We start from the raw sequence: 20,240 nt of genomic DNA on the forward strand, positions 1-20,240 counted from the left end.
GGAAGCCGAGTCATGAAAAATTTCGTCATTCTTGGAGGCGGCTATGGCGGCCTCACCATCATCAAGGAACTTCTGGAAGGTAAAATTCCATCCGATACACAAATTATTTTGGTGGACCGCAGCCCCTTTCAGGGATTAAAGACAGAATATTACGCACTCGCAGCAGGAACCGTATCTGATTATGACCTGCGTATCCAATTTCCAGTGAGCGATAAAGTCACTTACCGTTATGGAGAAGTTACTTCGATTGACCTGGAACAGCGTCAGATTGAATTTGAAGGCCAAGACCCGCTCGTATACGACAAACTTGTCATTGGACTTGGTTGTACAGACCGTTTCCACAACACACCAGGCGCCGAAGACTACAGCTGTACCATTCAGAGCTTTAGCAAAACACGCGAGACCTACCTTCGCCTTAATGAAGTCAAAGCCTATGGCAATGTGCATATCGTAGGCGGGGGATTAAGTGGTGTCGAGATGGCAGCCGAACTTCGTGAGAGCAGACCGGATCTGAACATCAGCATTCTGGATCGTGGCGAGCGTGTATTATCTGCTTTCCCACAACGTCTGTCCGTGTATGTGCATGAATGGTTCAACGAACACCAGGTAGAGACACGCGGACATATCGCCATTTCACGCGTTGAACCTAATGCCATCTATAACCGGGATGAACAGATTCTAACGGATGCTGTTGTGTGGACTGCAGGCATTCAGCCCGTAAAAGTGGTACAGGATCTGGACGTGACCAAAGACCCTCAAGGACGTGTCGTCCTGAATGAATACTACCAAATCCCGGAATATACCGATGTGTATGTCGTTGGTGACTGTGCCAGTGTACCTTATGCACCTAGCGGTCAAGCTGCGGAAGTACAGGGTGAGCAGATCGCTCATATTCAGCATGCCCTCTGGAAAGGCGAAAAGCCCAATCCACATCCTCTCAAGCTTCGTGGCACACTCGGTGCACTCGGCAAGAAGTCTGGGTTTGGGCTGATGGGTAAAACGTCCATGATGGGACGTGTACCTCGTATTTTGAAAAGTGGTGTGCTCTGGATGTCCAAGCGCCATCTCGGTTAGTCGAGATCGAGCTCGTCCCAGACATCGGCTTCGGCAATTTTGGCCAGTATGGCGTTATATAGATCTTCCACTTTGTCCGTGATGACAACTTCACCATTCACCAGTGCAAAAGGAGTCATAGAACATTGGCCGCAGTTGGTGAGGCAGCCGTATTCAATCACATCATAGTCTGGATTTTCTTCCAGTTGATCCATGACTTCATCTGTGCCAAAATGCATATTATTGGCACAAAATTCAATAATCGGTCTCATTTAAGTTCACCTGCTTTGTTTGACCATTTTAATTTGTGGCCATTTGTAATATAATATAGGAAGGAAAGGAGTTGAACAATATGAGCGAAAACGCACAAAGCACCATGTATGATGAGGTATCTGATGTGCTTGATAAACTTCGTCCGTTCCTGCAACGCGATGGCGGTGACGTGGAACTGGTCGACGTGGAGGACGGCATCATTAAGCTGAAACTGGTCGGTGCCTGCGGCAGTTGCCCAAGCTCCACCATTACCTTAAAAGCCGGGATTGAACGCGCCCTTCTCGAAGAAGTTGAGGGTGTACAAGAAGTCGTACAAGTATTCTAATCAATCCTTCACGAAATAAACCTCAAGAGCCTTTCGCTTCGCATGAAGCGGAGGGCTCTTTTTTTGTGTGCATATGCAGAGAGTCCATGTTCACAGTCACCTTGACCCGTTTCCACGTACAATCCTTCAATTCACCTTTTAAGTATCCTCGCGCTGTATGGTTGGACGAATCGGATCAAGTCCTCCAGATACATCCATAATGTTGCCTGTTATAAAATCGGAATGATCAAGACACAGATACGTAATCACTCGTGCAATATCTTCACCGCTGCCTGGGCGCCCTCTTGGCGTTTCCTCGTCGGTGATGCCTGCCATTTCATCAATCGTTTTCTCTTTGTTCGCACCACGAATGTCACCTGGACATACCATGTTAACCGTAATTCCATACGGGGCTTCTTCAACCGCGAGTGTCTTTGTAAAAGATACCAGACCCACCTTGGCAGCCGCATATACGGCGCGATGAGGCCAAGATCTCGCTTCTCCAGCATGACTGAAGCCAAAATGGATAATGCGTCCCCATTGCTTGCGTCTCATCTCTGGCAATACACGCTGATCAAGTAACATCGGTCCCAACAGATTTCCCTGCACAAGCATCTGGACCTCAGCTTCAGAATAATCCGCAAATAATCGTCGTTCACGGACAAATGGACCTGCGTTATTCACCAAAATATCAATGCTGCCCAGGTTACCTTCCACCTGCTCAACCAATGAAGAGATATCTTCCACCTTGGATATATCAGCCTGGATGGCAATGCACCGCACACCCTTGGCTATAATCTGAGCCTTTAAAGCCTCAGCTTCTGTTCTGCTGTGTACATAGTTGAGGGCAATATTACACCCTTGATCTGCCAGACTGAGGGCCGTCATTTTACCAAGACCTTTGGCACTTCCCGTTATGAGGGCAATCTTTCCCTTCACGTTCATCCCCCTCTTCAAAGAGCAGTCACTATCCAGTATAAAAGATTTATCGTCCTCCTACAACTCGCTTATCCACAAGGGATTATCCACCTTTAATTCCAGATATATCTTGATTGAAATCGGAAGTCTAACCAGCAATAGCGAATTCGGCTCGTGGTATGTTGTGTTCGAGTACGTGAAGACAGGTTATATCCATGATGACGATCAAAATTTAAGTGCCGAAGAACTGTTAAACAGTTATATCCGAGGCACAGAAGAAGATAACAGAGAACTTGATCCTGAATATAGAACGTACATAACGGGGTGGGAAATCGAACCGGCATATGACAGTACCAAACATCAGTTGGTTTACTCCCTTGGTTTCAAGAATGCTGATCAGCAAGCCATGGTCAATTACAATGTAAAACTCCTGACACGCGAAGGATACATCACAGCCATTCTGGTTACAGATACGGCCAACTTTCAACAGAGCCGCCAGGCATTTGAGGAAACTGTCCTTAATCAACTTAGCATCAATGCAGGATATACCTATGAGGAGTACAATGCTTCGACTGACAAAACATCCACTAAAGGGCTCAACAGTCTTCTGATGGGCGGGATCGGGTACACGGCTTCCCAGAAATTCAGTTCTCTTCTTTTGCTCAAAAAAGGATGGACCTTGATCCTGGTTGTCATCCTTGGGCTGATCGGTTGGATCAGATACAAAATCAAAAGCTCAAATGGAGAAGAAGAGAAACTCTCTCCCTCTGAGAGGACGTACCTGCAAGAAGCGGATGAACAGCAGCATGCTGATCAGAATGAATTATCCTATTACCGCCAGTCTGGACATCAATCCGACGTGGATAAATCAGAAAAACTTTGACCTATGTTGATCCCCACGTCAGCACAGATTAGGAAACATAAAATAAGCCGTATATCTCTTCTAGAGAGACATACGGCTTATTCTTAATAGCTTCACATCATATCATACATATCGTGAATTATTCAGTTGCAGGTTCAACTGCACCTTTATAACGCTCTTTGATGAATGTTTTCACTTCTTCCGAGTGCAAGGCAGCAGCCAGTTTCTGAATGGCATCTGAATCCTTATTGTCCTCACGGGAAACGAGGATGTTTGCGTATGGGTTACCTTGCAGATCTTCGATCAGCAAAGCATCATTTGCCGGATTCAGGTTTGCTTCAAGCGCATAGTTAGCGTTGATGAATACCAGATCCGCTTCATCCAATTGACGAGGCATCATGGCTGCATCCAGCTCGATGATATCCAGGTTCTTCGGATTGGCTGTGATATCTTGAATCGTAGATGTAATATTTGTGTTGTCTTTCAGCGTAATGATGCCTTCCTTCGCGAGCAACAACAGTGCACGTCCCCCATTGGATGGGTCATTTGGGATTGCTACTTTTGCGCCGTCAGCCAATTCATCCAAAGACTTAATCTTCTTGGAGTATCCACCAAAAGGTTCAACATGAACAGGTGTTACAGAAACGAGGTTGAATCCACGTTCTTTATTCTCTGTGTCCAGATAAGGTTGGTGCTGGAAGAAGTTTGCATCCAATTTTTTATCAGCAAGCTGCTGATTGGGTTGTACATAGTCATTGAACGTAACGACTTGCAAACGAATACCTTGTGCTTCCAGTTCAGGCTTGATGCTTTCCAAAATCTCTGCGTGTGGTGTAGGTGAAGCTCCAACTTTCAATTCAACTGTTCTTGGTGCACCTGCTGAATTGTCTGCGCCGCTATCGGCGTCCTTGTTGTTTCCGCAAGCTGCGAGAACCGCAATCAACATAAGGCTAAGTAAAGCAAAAGACCATTTTTTCATGTGTAAAACCCCTTCTCTAATCATTTTTTTCATGTAGCGTCCGCATGAATGCATAGCCATCATGTTATCTATGTGTTATTTCCTGGTGAAAAATGTAACCAATCGATCTCCAGCCATCTGGAGAATTTGCACTAGAATAATCATCGACACTACGGATATGATCATGATTTCATTTTGATAACGATAATACCCATAGTTGATTGCCAGCGTTCCTAGTCCTCCACCACCAACCATGCCCGCCATTGCCGTATAAGAGACAAGTGTAACGATGGTAATGGTTATCCCAGCAACCAAACCAGGTAACGCCTCAGGCAGTAATACCCGTCTTACAATCTGTCCGGTCGATGCACCCATCGACTGCGCCGCTTCAATGACACCCCGGTCAACTTCTCGCAACGTCGTCTCCACCAATCGAGCAAAATAAGGAGCTGCTGAAATAACTAAAGGTGGTATAACACCTAACACACCTGTAGCTGTACCGACGAGTGAACGAGTGAACGGAATAAGAGCAACAATCAATATGATAAATGGAACTGATCGCAAAATATTCACAATTAAGGACAATATAATGTACACCGTCCGTGACTTGATCGAAGCAGATCGGGCTGTCATGAACAGCAGCACTCCGAGCGGTAAACCAAAGATTACGGTGAACAAGCCTGATACACCCAAAATTTGCAGTGTCTCAATGGAGGCTTTACCAACCTCTTCCCAGCGAACTGTTGAAAAATCCATCTAACGAAGCACCTCCACATCAAGTCCCTCAGTGGTTAACTCTGATATCGTCCGATCAATCGCATTTGAATCACCCTCGAACCGAACGGTCAGCTGCCCATAAGGAACCTGTTTAATCGTAGAGATTGTACCCTGCAGGATGGCAAAATCCACACCCGTTTTACGTACCGTCCTGGATAAAATCGCTTCATACGTTTTGTTACCCAGAAAGGATATCTTCACAAGTTTGGAAGCAGCACCTGCTTGCAATTCAACGCCTGCATTTGTCAGAGCGGTCTCTTCCAGAGCAAGTCCAGCTTCATGGTCACGCATCATGAAGTCACGCGTAATGGCATGCCGCGGCTTCAGGAATACTTCTGTTACAGGTCCCTGTTCCACAATGCCGCCTTGATGAATGACAGCCACCTTGTCACAGATGTTCTGAATGACATGCATTTCATGTGTAATCAGCACAATTGTGAGGTTGTACTTTTCATTAATGTCCAGCAATAACTTCAGGATTGAATTTGTCGTCTGCGGATCAAGTGCCGAAGTAGCCTCATCACAGAGAAGTACATTTGGATCACTTGCAAGTGCTCTCGCAATCCCTACACGTTGTTTCTGTCCACCCGATAATTGAGCCGGATATTTGCTGCTATGGTGCTCCAGACCAACCAGTGCGAGCATTTCCTTCACTTTGCGATCAATGGCTTCCTTGGGTGTATTCACAAGTTTTAGCGGAAAAGCTACATTGTCATATACCGTTGCCGAAGATAACAGATTAAAGTGTTGAAAAATCATCCCGATCTTGCGTCTCTGTTGCTGCAATTCGGTTTTGCTCAGTTCAGTCAGGTTAATCCCATCAACCCATACTTCACCCTCTGTAGGCCGTTCCAGCAAATTAATACAGCGAATCAATGTACTTTTGCCCGCTCCGGAATGGCCAATCACGCCGTAGATTTCGCCCTTTTGGATGCTCAAATTCAAATCGGATAACGCTGTTGTAGATTTTGTTCCTTTGCCGTACGTTTTCGTTAAACCTTTTAATTCAATCAATCGCACTTGCCCCTTTCCAACCACCTACATGTATCTTTACCCGATCTAAAGGAAAACTCCCCTTAAAGTACAAAAAAAGAGCCCTTTGCAGATACAAAGAGGGCTCTTCACGTGAAAGAATATACCTTCTCATCTGCCAAAATCGTGTCTTGCACCATTTTGTAGGAATTAGCACCTAACATCTATAACGAATGATACATGTATCATGTCATTACAAATCGGTTGCCGGGCTTCATCGGGCCTGTCCCTCCGCCGCTCTCGATAAGAAATATGTTGTTGTAGGATTTTATAAGTTCATGTAGTTTATGCTTTATAATGTGAACGTAACTTTTGAAATATCAATTATATCCGTGTAACATTCGATTGAAACTCAGTATATTCCAAGTATTCCGATTTGTCAAAGGGAATTATTTCTTTGCCATATTTTATTGATATAGCTATAAGAGGCTGTTAATGTTTCACAAACCATATCGACGCCCTGACGCATTTCCTGTACATGCTGATTCAGATCCTCCAATTTCACTTTACCTTGCAAGGTCTGGTGTAACTGCCACAGGTCATCGTGCATTTCGGAGTTCATGTAGTGAATTTCCATATTACGACGTTTGCGCAGCTTGCTCATCGGCTCACGATAAGAGTCCTTGATCTGAATCAATCGCAACGCAAGATCATGATGCTCCCTCGCATACTCAAACTGTCTTAACACAGTAAAATAAGAAAAATGCGCTTTGGTATTTGAAGTATTCAGTTGGAATATTTCATTCAAGACGGTGCCTACTTTATCCAAAATGGCAAAGCAGCGAATGAAGCCATCTTTGTAGAAATACACATACCGGGCATATTCGGCTTTTTCAGCCGGCGTCATATCGTCCGTTGAGCCTGCAACAACCTTTTTGCGAAAATGAGCAGCAGCGAAGCAGCTTTGCTCCAGTTCATCCAGTGAGGAGATGAGCCCTTGGGTCCAAACATACAGTTTCCGATAGTCATGCGTGGGATCATGATCCACATGCATTTGTCGCTGAAATAGCTCAAGCGTGTGCGCCATTGCGTCCATCGCTGCCTTCAATTTACCTTCATTTATACGTGGCTTTTCCCCCAACAACGTTCGCAGCATATCTAACCTCCTCTTTTCCAAATCAACAAGAATTCATCACCGTAAACGTAACACATCATCCATTCCGTGTAATTGCTGCTTGCCATAGGTTGCCCTGATCCCCCTGACATCAAACAAAGTCCACCTGTCCAATGATGTACATCACTGGATGGTGGACTTTCATATTTAGCCCAATACCTTTGGAAAAAGAATGGATCTATATCTTAGAAACGATTAGCCGGTCGATGCAGCTTGTACACCAGGAAACTCATATACGTTAAGACTCCGAACAATATGGCGATATCCAGCATATGAGCAAGAGCTACGAACATGTATACTTCCGGACGGTTCATTGTCACCATCATGAAAATACCAATGATTACTTGCATCAGAATAAGAACAACGGATACCACGCCAAGGGTACGCATTTCCTTGTTGTCCGGATGATTACGGTAAGCGAAGTGACCCAGGATTGCGATAACAATCACGAGCGAAGCTGCTGCTGCACGGTGAGCAAAAGCAACCGCTACCCCACCCGAAAGCTCAGGAATGATCTGACCGTTACAGAGTGGAAATCCGGAACATCCTCCGGCAGAATCCGTGTGACTCACAAATGCACCTGTGTATACCACGAGATATGTGTAAATGGTGGAGAACCAGACCAGATTCCTGAATTTTTTACTAACCCGAGGGTATTTATTCAGGCGCTCCAATCCGCCATCTTTGGCCTCCTGCCTTATGCCCAGCGCCATCATTAGAGAACTGGCAAAAGCAATCAGTGCAAAGCCAAAATGCAGTGCCATGACTGCTGAAGATTGGGAGAAGACAACGGCAAAAGCCCCCATGATTCCCTGGACAATAACAAATACCAGGGTTAAGAAAGAAAACAATTGCAGGTCACGGCGTGACTTGCCAAATCGCAGAAAAGCAACAAACGAGGCAATGGACAACAGTCCAGCCAGTGCACTTACAGCGCGATGAGAATATTCAATAAGTGAAGCCACAGTATGTGCCGGAACGAGTTTTCCGTTACATAAAGGCCATTCTGTTCCGCAGCCAAGGCCCGATTCCGTTTTGGTTACGATGCCTCCACCAAAAGTGGCCAGAAACATGATAAGACAGGTTAATACGGTTAACCATTTAAACAAAGTTAAGTGTTTCAATTTTTTCTCACCCGCTGTTGGTTTAAGATGGCGAAGAATATTCTCCGCTTGTTTCGGTACTTTGACACTTATTTCACAACTAAATTCATTATACCGGATAAAATGTTCCTTGACGTCGCGCTTTGTGACAAAATGTTAACGTCTGGTGAAATAATGACCCGCAGGTCATTGAGGATATGTACAGAAACGTTTCTTATGTAAAACGTGTCGAACACACAAACGCCATTTCCCTATTTCAAGAGAAATGGCGTTCTTTTTATTATACCCTTTTACAACATGAACCTGTCATACTTTTATTATCATTTATGGATCGTGTTGTACACCTCAACTGCGCGATCCAGGAACTGCTCAATCTCTTCTCTCGACTTGCGCAGCTTGTTCACATACCGTACGAGTTCGCGGCCATCTGTATATGCCACAAAGCTCGGAATACCAAGAATATTCTGCTCTTCGCTAACCGTTCCAACCTGATCCACGTCGACCTCAATCAAAGTCAGTTCACGTGCATATTTCTCTTCAACCTCAGGCATAAACGGATCGATGTATTTGCAGTCACCACACCAGTCTGCCTTGAATACGGCAATTGTCAAACGTGGGGATTGGATGGCTACATCAAAAGCCGGTTTGGAAGTAATCTGTTCCATTCGGTTCATCTCCCTTTCTGTACCTTGTCTTACCCTAAGTGAAGCAAATTGGCGAGTGGAAGTCAAATAATCAGCGCATACTTAGAATAACCACATGGTCTGTGAAAATAAACCCAGAACATCATGAAAGGATGTCACATCATGACTTCCACCCGAACCGATTCTTCCAGCGAACAACATCACGGGTCCCTCCTGCAGATGGTCCGTTCCATTCCGGGTGCTGCCCGGGAAATCTGGCGTGGCAAACAGGCTGCATGGCAAGCTTCTGCACAGCTTCGTCACCCATTGCGTGACATCGAGTGGGATACAGATACGGCAGCTGCTTTACAGTCTGAGGTGGAGCGTCTGTTACCTGCCAACGGCAAGTCTTTTGCACGCACGGACCAGGTTCAAAGCGCACTCGTCTGCGAAGAAGATTGCATCATTTTGGAAGAGATTAAGACACTGACCCAGGAGCACAATCGGAGTAATATCACCCGCACGGCAGCCTATCTGGAATGTTATGAGCAATATCCCGAACTGCATTGGGCACTCCTGGCCCATATGGTCTCTCGCAACGGCGGATATCACATGACAGATCTTCAGAGTGACTTAATGCATAATCTACAGAATCAAAGCGATCGCGAGCATATGTATCGGCTACTGGAGCGGTGCAATGCACTCATTTTCCAGGATGCATATCCCCAGCTTCTGCTGTATATGAACAGTCGCCGGATCGGACGTAGCTGTTTCCATCTCATGTCGCACTTTCACGTATCAGCGTTTATGACTCCGTTTTGGGAACGCTTTTGGCTGGAACGATGCAGTTCACTGCTAAGTGTGGCATTAATTATTAATGAGCAGAACTATATCGAGAGCCGGGTGGTGCAGCATCCTTATTTTCAAAAAGAAGCACTTTCCAAACCCTCATTCCATCTGCATAATCTGGCCGGTCTGAATCATATCGTCTTTCCTCTTGGACGGGGAGCAGGACTCGCAGGACGCGTCATTGAACATTTTGGCAAACTGGATGAGCGAATCATGTTTGGCAAAGGGCTATATGCCCTATTGTTTGGCGTGGAGCAAGTACACACACAAGTGTTGGAGTTCGCACGTTCGGTTCCTCATCGTGGCTCGCGCGCTGAATATTGGCCTAGCCTGTTTACCGATCGTGAAGACGAGGCGGGTGATCACACATTATACGCTCAGGCGCTGCTCGATGAGGAATGGCTTCCAGAAGGGCAACGATTATATAGTCCGGAACTGCTCTCCGTATGGGGGGACACGCCTTATGAACCGATCACCAGACATGACTGGCTTCAGACTTGGGATTGTCTCGGTTATCTGACGGCACCGCGTCGGCCATGGCTGTTTGAGATGAGTCACGAACACCGGTATGGCATGCTGAAAACAGCACTGGCTCATGATGCTAAAGCCATCACACACTAATGCTGAAGATCATATAGAGCAGGCAAAGAGGAGGATGTGAATACCCCGATACACCGCTATCCTCGCTTGCTGGGCTCAATGTCTAACTCAGTCGCTCAGCTCGCCTTAACTATACAAAAAGCCCTGTCCGCTTAACAGCAGACAGAGCTTGTATCCTATTTTCATAAAATATTGGAGCTTGATTGATGCTCCTTGCATTCTTAACCTCTTTGCCCAGTTCCACGTTGAAGACGCATAAGTGGACGAAGAATTTTTTGCAGAATACGGGGGTAACTGCCCAGCTCGTCCTTGCGCAGTACACGCAGCACAACCATGAGAACCAGATACACCACCACCACAAGCGCACCAACCACAAGGCAGGTAAACAGGAAGGATACACGCGCTGGCAGGAACAGTCCAAAGATCATATTCCCAATCCAGTTCGTTGCAAATCCTACACCTGCTGCAAGCAAGACCGTAATGATAAACCCTTTCCAACGATCTCCCATGATGGAGAAATCAACGATTTTGCGAAGGACCCGCAGATTCAGGTAGGTGATAACCAGGAAACAAAGGGCCGTTGCTATAATGATGCCGTAAATGCCAAACATCGGCGCGAGGATCAGACTTGCAATCAGCTTGACCACAACACCCGCTGCCACACTGACCATCGTAATCCGCGGTTTACCTACCCCAAGCAAAATGGAGTTGGTGGTCATCATCGTAATCTGGAAAATGGTACCGAATGTCAGCAAGGCAATGATCGGCGTTCCATCCAGATTGGTAAACAGCAATCCGTTAACCGAATATGCTGCCGCACAAAGTGCAATGACAATCGGCATACCTGTCAGAATCGAAATGCGCAACGCAAGTGTAACCTGACTCTTCAGATGAGCTTCATCCTTACGGGCAAATGCTGCCGATATGACAGGCACCAACGATTGACTCAAAGCGATAGCCAGAATCGGAGGAATACCCGCAATACTTTGGGCTTTCGCACCCAGGATCGCAAGTACACCAGTCGCTTCTTCAAGTCCGATCTGGCCACTAAGCAGTGGAACCACTAGGGATGAATCGATGAAGTTAATGGCTGGAACCGCAAGTGAAGACAGCACAATTGGAATAGACAGCTTGAAGATATCACTGTAGATACCTCGCATCGGTAACTGCTCTGCACGCTCGTAATTCAATTGGGCCGCACGGTCGCTACGACGTAGCTTCAAGGTGAAGTACAGCATGACACCGAAGGCACCCACACTTCCTAATACTCCACCAAATGAAGCACCTGCAGCAATCGTCTGGTCATCATAATTCCATTGCAGCATGACATAAGCCACGATAATGGCTGTACCTACACGAGCGAACTGTTCCACGATTTGTGAAATACCGCCTGCTGTCATGTTGCCGCGTCCCTGGAAATATCCACGCATCATCGCAATGGCCGGGAACAGCAGCAAGGCTGGAGCCAAGGCGCGAATGGCGCTGACTGACTCCGGTACTTTGGAGACATACGTAGCATAATAAGGTGCTGCGAACCACAATAAAGCAGACATAACTACCCCGGCGACAGCCGCAAAGATCAGGGCTGCACGGTAGATCTGTTGGGCTTCACTCGCGCGTCCGAGCGCATAGCGTTCCGATACCATTTTACTAAGTGTGCTCGGTATGCCCGCCGTTGCTACAGTTAACAGCATTAAATATACCGTATTGGAGATCGTGAATGATGCGTTACCGATATCGCCGAGGATATGCTCCAGCGGCACCCGTTGAACCAATCCGAGTACTCTTGCGATCAGCGCAGCGGCCGCCAGAATGAGCGTACCCCTAATGAATGTTTCTTTCTTAGACAAACCAATTCCCCTTCTTTCCTCCACACCGGACGTGCATCCCGTTGAAGCTAATCCTGAACGTTTAGGCGAATCTTACCACCCAGATAATAAAGAGAACAATCATGACGATTTGCAAAATAATTTTCATCACAGTACTCGTAAATAGCCCCACGACGGAACCAAATCCAACTTTCGACGCTTTGGAAGGTGAAGACCCTCCGATCAGTTCCCCGATAAAAGCACCGATAAATGGTCCCAGCACCAGTCCAAATGCTGGAATGACAAATGGGCCAATGATAACACCAATGGTACTCAGCGTGGTCGATAACTTGGAGCCACCGAACTTCTTCACGCCCCATGCGCTGACGACATAATCAGCCACAAACAACACAACAACAATCAGAATCTGAATGATCCAGAACCACACACCAAACGGATCAAAGCTGAAGAACCAGCCGTAGACCAGAAACGCGAAGAAAATCGCTACAGCACCAGGCAGTATGGGATATACCGTTCCAGCCATCCCCACTGCAAACAGCAGCACAATTAAAATCCAGGCAACGGTTGCGAGCAAAGGTTACTCCCCCTTCAAAATATGTTCACGGATCACTTCGACGATGCCGTCTTCATTGTTACTCGCTACGATCAGATCAGCTGCTTCCTTCACCTGCTCCTGCGCATTACCCATAGCCACACCCAGACCTACGGCCTCAATGACAGCCAGATCATTCAAACTGTCTCCGACAGCAACAACTTCGGACATCTCGATACCCAGCAGCTTGCAGACTTCGGCTACACCACTGGCTTTGGATACGCCAGCAGGGTTGATCTCAATATTAACGGGTGAGGAGTTGGTCATTTGCAGACCGCCCATTTGTTGCAGTTCCATCATGATCTGGTGACGCACTTCATCCACTTCGGTATTGAAGCCAAATTTCAGCCATTCCAGACCTTCAATATTGTCCGTCCAGCGATCACGGTTGAACAGCTCTTCCACGGAGTATGCCCAGTACCAGCTGTTATATTTCTCACCAATCTCCTGCATTTGGCGAATCAATGCCGGGTCCATCAGATGACGCATATGCAGATCATGCGGTGCTTTCCAGACCTCACTGCCGTTAACGGTAACCATCGGTGTCTCCAGCCCAAGCTGGACCGCATAGGGCATGGCGTGGAATACCGCTCTTCCCGTGGAAAGGCACACATGTACACCCCGACGAATGGCAATTTGAATCCACTTGGCGGTCTCCTGTGTAATTTCATGATTATCGTTAAGCAAGGTTCCATCCATATCCAATGCTAGCAATTTGTATTTCAGTTCACTCATACAGTAGTTCCTCCTAGGTTGTCTCTCTCCAAGTTGAACTCATGGATATCCATTCAGGCACTACGCGGGCAGAAAACCTTTCGAGTCGTAGTATCTTTGTTTTAGAATTACCTTTTTCTTTAGTGTATTGAGATTATACGAGGTAACCGTTACGTGTACGGATCGTCTTCCGATCGCTGTTGTCTCCGAATTTTCTAGATTCTCTCTTCTTAAAGGTTAGAAATTCGGAGACAAAGGCGAACGCTATCGCTTCTTCAGATCGATTCCGCCCCCTTCACTACATCACCTTTGTATTTAGAGCTCATAACACCTAACATCAAGAAGGAAATTCATAAACAAATTTCCCTTCTCTAGGTCCTTTCTGCCCTTTACGTTCCACAATGGTTCTCCAGTTCAACTTAAAGGTTCTCTTTATCTATTTTAAACATTCTCTCACAACAAGATCGCCCGGCATCCTTAAAACGGACGCTCCGGACGTCACAGCTAACGACATTTTACCACAGATCATCTGTATGCAACAAAATAACCCGCAATCAGCAGGATGACGCTACATTATCAATTTATATTGCATATGTTATATCCGGTTGCCCTTGTCAAAGGAATACGACCAGACACGCAAAAAACCGCCTGCATTGCAGACGGCTTCTTATAATTTTGTTTATTCACCTGTTATCTACTTAAACTTCCATTACCTTGCCGCGAATTTGCGACGAGCGTAACGGAATACGATGCCATGTTTCGGTGACAGCAGCAGTGCAAGGACAAATAAAATTCCAGCAACAGCTACCATGCAGCCCGCGATGGAAGCATCTAGGGCGTATGCCATGATATAACCTCCAACCGAGGATGCTGCTCCGATCAAGACGGCATACAGAATCATTTTGCCCAGACGATCTGTGAGCAGGTAAGCCGTTGCCGCAGGTACAATCAGCATGCCCACAACGAGAATCGAACCAACACTTTCAAATGAAGCTACGGACGTCATCGAAACGAGTCCCATGAGCAGATAGTGGAACAGCACTACTGGAATGCCGCAGGCCGCAGCCAGCGCCGGATCGAAGGCACATAGCTTGAACTGTTTGTAGAACAGCCCAATGACGACGAGGATGACTAGCAAAGTGATACCCAGCATCCAGACCGCCCTCGGCCCGACATCCGTACCTCCAAGGGTTAGTGTATCCCACTGCACATAAGCGATCTCACCGAACAAGACACAGTCCAGATCCAGATCAATATGCTGGGCGTTCAGACTAATCAGAATGACCCCTACTGCGAAGAGTGCTGTAAACACAATTCCGATCGAGGCGTCAGACGAAAGTCCACCCGCCTGCAAACTCTGGATGAAGAACACCGTCAGTAGTCCAAACACCGTTGCGCCGAGCAGCATCCACAATGAATCTCTGGAACCGCTCCACAGGAAAGCAATCGCAATACCGGGGAGAACCGCATGGCTGATCGCATCACCGACCAGAGCCATTCGCCGCAGAATCAGAAAACAACCGAGGATGGCGCAGGCAGAAGATACCAATACGGCCGTTAAGATAATCCAAAACGTTGCCATTACATCTCCCCCCGTTCCTGCTGATTTCGCTGTACGGCGAGGGTCTGAAGTGTAGCCCGCTCTTCACGCATATATGCCGACTTTGCCTGAATACTACGCAACCGTCGAGCTAATAATCCACGACGCGGAGCCAGCAAGGCTGATCCGGCAAACAACACCGTAGCCGCAAGAACGGTTACAGGTCCTGTTGGCAGATTAGGTACAAGCGTACTGAAGATCGTGCCTGTTGCACCGCTCAATGCACCAAATATGCCAGCCAACACCACCATCAGTGCGAGTGAGTCGGTCCAGCAACGTGCCGCTGCTGCTGGAGTTACCAGCAACGCCGCAACAAGCACCACACCAACGGCCTGAATCCCGGCAACCACCGCGATCACCGTTAAGAGCAAAATGAGCTGCTCCAAAATGGCAACTGGCAGTCCCATACCTCTTGCAAAACCCGGGTCAAAACTCACCAGTTTGAATTCCTTGAACCAGGCAAGACAGGCAATCAGTAATACGAGACATACGCCACCCATGACATACACATCCGTCATGACCATGGATGCCGCCTGCCCAAACAAATATTTATCGAGTCCACTTTGACTTCCGCTCGCCCCATGCTGGATGCGCGTCAGCATCACCACACCAACCCCGAAAAAGACGGTCAGCACAATTCCCATCGCCGCATCCTGCTTGATCCGGGAGTAGCGCGTGATCCACGAGATTCCGAAGGTAGCGACAATGCCAGCCACCAGAGCACCGAACAGGAATAATCCGACCGACTTCGTTTCCGTCAACATAAATGCAATACAGATCCCAGGCAGAGCAGCATGAGCAAGGGTGTCCCCCATCAGGCTCTGTTTACGAAGAAAGGTGAAGGAGCCAATAATTCCGCTACTGAATCCTAACAACAGACAGCCAAGCAATATCCAACGTGTATTGGGGTCAGATAAGATGGCAACGATCCAGTTCCACATGCACTACACCTGACCTTTCTCCGTCCGGCTTCCGATCATCGCAATCCGGCCTCCGTACGTCTCTTGCAGTGTATCCGGTACAAATACTTCACTTGTCGGCCCACCTGCCACCAGTCGTCCATTGAGCAGCAGCACATGGTCGAAGTATTCCTCGACTGTCGCCAGATCATGGTGAACGACCAGTACCGTCTTGCCTTGTTTCTTCAACTGTTCCAAAAGCGAAATGATCGCTTTCTCTGTAGTGGCATCCACACCTGCAAATGGCTCATCCATGAAATACAGATCTGCGTCTTGCACGAGTGCCCGCGCCAGAAAGACACGTTGCTGCTGTCCACCAGACAACTGACTGATCTGGCGGTACATGTAATCACCCATGCCGACTTGCTCCAGGCAGTGTGCTGCCAGGTCTCGCTCTTTTTTCCCCGGACGACGGAACCAGCCCAGATGACCATACCGTCCCATCATCACCACATCGAGTGCATGCGTTGGAAAATCCCAGTCCACCGATTCCCGTTGTGGCACATAACCGATGCGGCGACGTTGTTCCCTGTACGATTGTCCGAAGATCCGTACCTCACCATGCATCTTCGGTACCAATCCCAGAACAGCTTTGATTAGAGTGGATTTACCTGCACCATTTGGGCCAAGAATACCGATGAGCTGTCCTTCCGGAATATCAAAGGATACGCTACTAAGCACCGGCTTTTTGTGATACGCAACAGCCAGATCCCTCACACTAAGAGGAGCCGACGTCGGCTGCGTTCCCTGCAAGTGGCTGTTGTTCAGATGCGTAGGAGTTTGTTCCGATAAAATTGTATCATTCATAATCCTGTAACTCCTCTCTTCATATGATTCATTATTTCAGGGCTTCTACAATCGTCTCAACATTGTGGCGAATCATACCGATGTATGTGCCTTCTTCCGTTCCTTCAGCCCCCATGGCATCCGAGAACAGTTCTCCACCAATGTTGACCGTATGTCCTTTTTGAGCTGCTCCCGCAATGATGGCTTCCATCGCTTTTGCAGGCACACTCGATTCAACAAACACTGCTTTGATATGGTTATCTACGAGGTAATCCCGCAGTTCGCTAACATCTTTTGCACCGTATTCGGCTGCTGTACTGATGCCCTGAAGCCCCATCACTTTCATGCCATAAGCCTGACCAAAATATCCAAATGCATCATGCGCCGTAACCAATACCCGGCTTGCTTCCGGAATCTCCACAATCTTCTCACGTACCTCGGCATCCAGCGCTTCGAGCTTCGCTAAATACGTCTCTGCCTGAGCCTTGTATTCTTCCTCATGGTCCGGGTCCGCCTCCACGAGCGTATCGCGTACGGCTTTTGCCGCATGCATCCAGTGGCTGACGTTAAACCAGACGTGTGGGTCGTATTCGGTGCCACCTGTATCTTTGCCTGAGTGCAACTCGTTGACGGGAATAGTCTCTGTAACAGCAGTAACCAGCTTGTTTGAGGACATTTTCTCCAAAATATCTGTCATTTTGCCTTCGAGATGCAGTCCATTATAGAAAATGACTTTGGCTTGTTCCAGCTTGCGAATATCACCTTGGGATGCCTTGTACAAGTGGGGATCAACGCCCGGGCCCATTAGCCCGGTAACATCAACATATGCCCCGCCTACCTCACGTGCTACGTCAGCGATCATTCCCGTTGTAGCAGTTACTTGTAGCTTGCCACCACTGCTCGTCTCTGCATCACTGGAACATGCCGTAAGTACGACAACCACCACCAGAGCCGCTAGCGTAATGAACCCCCTCTGAATACTCCTCATTTTCACCATTAACAATTCGACCGTCCCCTTTCCCTCTCCTAAAATACTTGTCTACATCTAATTTTGTTGTACAAGGTATTAATTTTTAATGAAGACTAACAATGTTTCCCTTGTGCAAATTTTATCCGAAGCAAAAAAAAAAGGCAAGGGATTATTTCCCCTGCCTGTCCAAATGTATTTAATTCACTTCATTAACTTTCTGGTCACTATGTTAAAAGAACTAATACCCGCGACGTTCTATTGCATTACTCTTTGTCTTTTCCTTCGTCTTTCTTACCTTTCGGCGTTCCATCGAGACCGTACACTTCATCGTATGCATCGAAGATTTTCCGTGCAATCGGCGAGGCACTGACTGACCCGAATCCACCTTCTGGTACAACAACAGCTACAGCAAGCTTCGGATTATCTCGTGGTGCAAAGGCAATAAACACACCATTCTCTTTTTTGTTCGGTCCGGTCCCCTGCTCTGATGTTCCTGTTTTCCGTGCATAATCGTATGGGAAACCGTCAAATGAACTTACTTTAGTAACCATACCTTTGTGCACTTCATTCCAGTGCGCATCGGCAAAATCAACTTCATTGAGCACTTTAGGTTTGATCTCTTTCACCACATTGCCGTCCGCGTCACGGATTTCCTTCACCAGATGTGGTTCCATCCGTTTGCCTTTATTGGCAAGCATGGTGGTATATTGTGCAAGTTGCATGGTGGTATACTTGGCTTGCTGTCCAAACGAGGCAAATGCCAAACGTGTTAGAGCTGATTCATATTCATCATTATTATATTCCAAAGTACCTAGGTATTCATTGGGTAAATCGATACCCGTAGACACACCCAATCCGAATTCTTTCATGTGCTCGTCCCATACTTTAACACCCTTAATCGAGCCATATTTGCTCAACAAACGTTTACCCACCATATCGATCATGAACGCATTGGACGATTTCTCGATCGCTTTTCTGGCGGTAATGGAACCATTATACGCAGAATGCGAGTTCCTCACTTGTCGTCCGTCTTTCCCCAGAATGGCATATCCCGGATCATGATAGGTCTGTCCTGCTGTAAATAATCCCTCTTTCAATCCAATAAGCACACTTAGCGGTTTGATGACCGATCCAAGAAGAACAACGGATTCCGCCCGTCTAGGCTTGGCATCATTCGGCGGGAACGACTCGGTGGTTCCATTCCGGAACACAAATTTGATTTTGTCATAATCCCAATCGTTCGGATCATAATCCGGCATACTCGCCATAGCCACCACATTTCCCGTATCTACTTCCATGGCTACTGCGTATCCTGTAATTGCCTTGGGCAGTCTGCGCAATTCGTCCGTTATCGCCTCTTGTGCGGCCATCTGAATTTCCTTGTTAATGGTGGAAACCAGACTGTAACCTTTCTCTGGCGGAGTCTGTTTCATCGTGCCCTCTGGCAAATTACGTGAATTAATATCAATGGACTGGTAACCGCTACGTCCACGAAGCTCTTCCTGATACTGAAATTCCAAGCCATCAACTCCAACCTTTTCTTGTTGGGTATAGCGCAGTCCAGGATCACGTTCTGTTGCCTCCGCCTTGCTTATTTCTATATATTTTTTCAAGTTTTCCTGTTGACCTTTGAACTCTCTTGTATATCCAATCACCTGGACGGCAACTCCATCCGGATCGTATTTTCGAATGTTTTCTTCCAGTACCATGGCACCTGGATACTCCGCCTTCTTCTCCATAAAATAAGCAATTTCTTTCGTGTTTAGATCCGACTTCACTAGGCGAGGGGTATACCCATGTGCCTTCTGAGATTTGAGATCCAATCGTTTGATGATCTCTTCCGCATCCGGCTGCTCTTTGTCCCCTGGATTAAACTGCTTAAACACAGCCGCCAGATCATGAGCCAGTTCCTCTGCTTCCTGTCTACGTTCATCATTCCGATAATCCTCATATAACAGCACATACAGGGACTGTACAGGTTCGGAATAAGCGAGTGCTACTTCCCCTGTCGCATCATAGATGGGACCACGAACAGGTGCGAGTGGAATGTCTTTAGTATTACGACTCGTTTCCATATACGTCAGCTCAGGACCCTCCACAAACTGCACAAAGGCTAATCTGAAAATAAGGATACTGAATATGACAAATGCCGCGAAAAAAAACAGATTCAGCCTTGCGGTGGAAGGCTTGTTGACGGGTGTATCTTCCTCAGTCATGGGTTTCTTCCTCAATCGGTTAAACATGTTTTAAGCCTCTCCCGTTCCTATATAAAAATAAAATATTTAATCCGTCTTGTGAACGTGTTCAATCCAATATTTAATCCT

At 47.0% G+C, this 20,240-nt stretch carries 20 protein-coding genes and 1 riboswitch; of the genes, 4 read left to right on the top strand and 16 right to left on the bottom strand.

What is annotated here, in order from left to right:
• The first annotated feature begins 12 nt into the window (after nt 1–12).
• Nucleotides 13–1,074, top strand: a complete 1,062-nt coding sequence (locus tag QVE09_RS17905; protein WP_036673332.1) for an NAD(P)/FAD-dependent oxidoreductase — start codon at nt 13–15, stop codon at nt 1,072–1,074.
• Here the strand turns inward: QVE09_RS17905 and QVE09_RS17910 are convergent.
• Nucleotides 1,071–1,325: a YuzB family protein gene (locus QVE09_RS17910; RefSeq protein WP_036605750.1), complete on the bottom strand. Its 255-nt coding sequence runs from the start codon at nt 1,323–1,325 to the stop codon at nt 1,071–1,073. The genes QVE09_RS17905 and QVE09_RS17910 overlap by 4 nt on opposite strands.
• Nucleotides 1,326–1,405: 80 nt before the next feature.
• Between QVE09_RS17910 and QVE09_RS17915 the strand changes: the two genes are divergently transcribed.
• A complete protein-coding gene (locus tag QVE09_RS17915; RefSeq protein ID WP_053783253.1) occupies nt 1,406–1,651 on the top strand; it encodes a NifU family protein in 246 nt (81 codons plus the stop codon).
• 138 nt (nt 1,652–1,789) lie between these two features.
• On the opposite strand, the gene QVE09_RS17920 is transcribed toward QVE09_RS17915, so the two are convergent.
• A complete protein-coding gene (locus QVE09_RS17920; RefSeq protein WP_315937869.1) occupies nt 1,790–2,569 on the bottom strand; it encodes an SDR family oxidoreductase in 780 nt (259 codons plus the stop codon).
• Nucleotides 2,570–2,678: 109 nt separating this feature from the next.
• On the opposite strand from QVE09_RS17920, the gene QVE09_RS17925 reads away from it, so the two are divergent.
• Nucleotides 2,679–3,431, top strand: coding sequence for a DUF2167 domain-containing protein (locus tag QVE09_RS17925; protein ID WP_315937870.1), 753 nt, complete (start codon nt 2,679–2,681; stop codon nt 3,429–3,431).
• A 118-nt stretch (nt 3,432–3,549) separates the two neighbouring features.
• On the opposite strand, the gene QVE09_RS17930 is transcribed toward QVE09_RS17925, so the two are convergent.
• The 6 genes from QVE09_RS17930 to QVE09_RS17955 form a co-directional block, all read right to left on the bottom strand.
• Nucleotides 3,550–4,389, bottom strand: coding sequence for a MetQ/NlpA family ABC transporter substrate-binding protein (locus tag QVE09_RS17930; RefSeq protein WP_133387447.1), 840 nt, complete (start codon nt 4,387–4,389; stop codon nt 3,550–3,552).
• Nucleotides 4,390–4,464: 75 nt separating this feature from the next.
• Nucleotides 4,465–5,124 carry a methionine ABC transporter permease gene (locus QVE09_RS17935; protein WP_047841298.1) on the bottom strand — a complete coding sequence of 220 codons (660 nt, stop codon included), beginning with the start codon at nt 5,122–5,124 and terminating at the stop codon, nt 4,465–4,467.
• Nucleotides 5,125–6,159, bottom strand: a complete 1,035-nt coding sequence (locus tag QVE09_RS17940; RefSeq protein WP_315937871.1) for a methionine ABC transporter ATP-binding protein — start codon at nt 6,157–6,159, stop codon at nt 5,125–5,127.
• A 126-nt stretch (nt 6,160–6,285) separates the two neighbouring features.
• Nucleotides 6,286–6,427, bottom strand: a riboswitch (SAM riboswitch).
• A 129-nt stretch (nt 6,428–6,556) separates the two neighbouring features.
• Nucleotides 6,557–7,273: a Cthe_2314 family HEPN domain-containing protein gene (locus QVE09_RS17945; protein WP_315937872.1), complete on the bottom strand. Its 717-nt coding sequence runs from the start codon at nt 7,271–7,273 to the stop codon at nt 6,557–6,559.
• Nucleotides 7,274–7,476: 203 nt separating this feature from the next.
• Nucleotides 7,477–8,415, bottom strand: a complete 939-nt coding sequence (locus tag QVE09_RS17950; RefSeq protein WP_315937873.1) for a COX15/CtaA family protein — start codon at nt 8,413–8,415, stop codon at nt 7,477–7,479.
• Between the two features lie 299 nt (nt 8,416–8,714).
• Nucleotides 8,715–9,059, bottom strand: coding sequence for a thioredoxin family protein (locus QVE09_RS17955; RefSeq protein WP_017692403.1), 345 nt, complete (start codon nt 9,057–9,059; stop codon nt 8,715–8,717).
• Between the two features lie 141 nt (nt 9,060–9,200).
• On the opposite strand from QVE09_RS17955, the gene QVE09_RS17960 reads away from it, so the two are divergent.
• Nucleotides 9,201–10,487, top strand: coding sequence for a DUF2515 family protein (locus QVE09_RS17960; protein ID WP_315937874.1), 1,287 nt, complete (start codon nt 9,201–9,203; stop codon nt 10,485–10,487).
• 200 nt (nt 10,488–10,687) lie between these two features.
• Here the strand turns inward: QVE09_RS17960 and QVE09_RS17965 are convergent, their stop codons facing one another.
• The 8 genes from QVE09_RS17965 to QVE09_RS18000 all read right to left on the bottom strand — a co-directional run bounded on the left by QVE09_RS17965 (nt 10,688) and on the right by QVE09_RS18000 (nt 20,132).
• Nucleotides 10,688–12,316, bottom strand: coding sequence for a putative polysaccharide biosynthesis protein (locus QVE09_RS17965; RefSeq protein WP_315937875.1), 1,629 nt, complete (start codon nt 12,314–12,316; stop codon nt 10,688–10,690).
• Between the two features lie 61 nt (nt 12,317–12,377).
• Nucleotides 12,378–12,818 carry a DUF456 domain-containing protein gene (locus QVE09_RS17970; protein ID WP_047841365.1) on the bottom strand — a complete coding sequence of 147 codons (441 nt, stop codon included), beginning with the start codon at nt 12,816–12,818 and terminating at the stop codon, nt 12,378–12,380.
• 54 nt (nt 12,819–12,872) lie between these two features.
• A complete protein-coding gene (locus QVE09_RS17975; RefSeq protein ID WP_076253219.1) occupies nt 12,873–13,622 on the bottom strand; it encodes a Cof-type HAD-IIB family hydrolase in 750 nt (249 codons plus the stop codon).
• 688 nt (nt 13,623–14,310) lie between these two features.
• Nucleotides 14,311–15,183, bottom strand: coding sequence for a metal ABC transporter permease (locus QVE09_RS17980; protein ID WP_047841304.1), 873 nt, complete (start codon nt 15,181–15,183; stop codon nt 14,311–14,313).
• On the bottom strand, nt 15,183–16,142 hold the full coding sequence (locus tag QVE09_RS17985) for a metal ABC transporter permease (protein WP_315937876.1): 960 nt from the start codon (nt 16,140–16,142) through the stop codon (nt 15,183–15,185). Before QVE09_RS17985 ends, QVE09_RS17980 begins: the two co-directional genes overlap by 1 nt.
• A 3-nt stretch (nt 16,143–16,145) precedes the next feature.
• On the bottom strand, nt 16,146–16,967 hold the full coding sequence (locus tag QVE09_RS17990; RefSeq protein ID WP_315937877.1) for a metal ABC transporter ATP-binding protein: 822 nt from the start codon (nt 16,965–16,967) through the stop codon (nt 16,146–16,148).
• A gap of 31 nt (nt 16,968–16,998) precedes the next feature.
• The gene (locus QVE09_RS17995; RefSeq protein WP_315937922.1) at nt 16,999–17,943 is read right to left on the bottom strand and encodes a metal ABC transporter solute-binding protein, Zn/Mn family; all 945 of its coding nucleotides are present in this window, start codon (nt 17,941–17,943) and stop codon (nt 16,999–17,001) included.
• Nucleotides 17,944–18,179: 236 nt separating this feature from the next.
• A complete protein-coding gene (locus tag QVE09_RS18000; protein WP_315937878.1) occupies nt 18,180–20,132 on the bottom strand; it encodes a peptidoglycan D,D-transpeptidase FtsI family protein in 1,953 nt (650 codons plus the stop codon).
• Nucleotides 20,133–20,240 lie beyond the last annotated feature (108 nt).

The sequence above is a fragment of the Paenibacillus sp. ClWae2A genome, from assembly GCF_032452295.1.
GTDB lineage: Bacteria > Bacillota > Bacilli > Paenibacillales > Paenibacillaceae > Paenibacillus.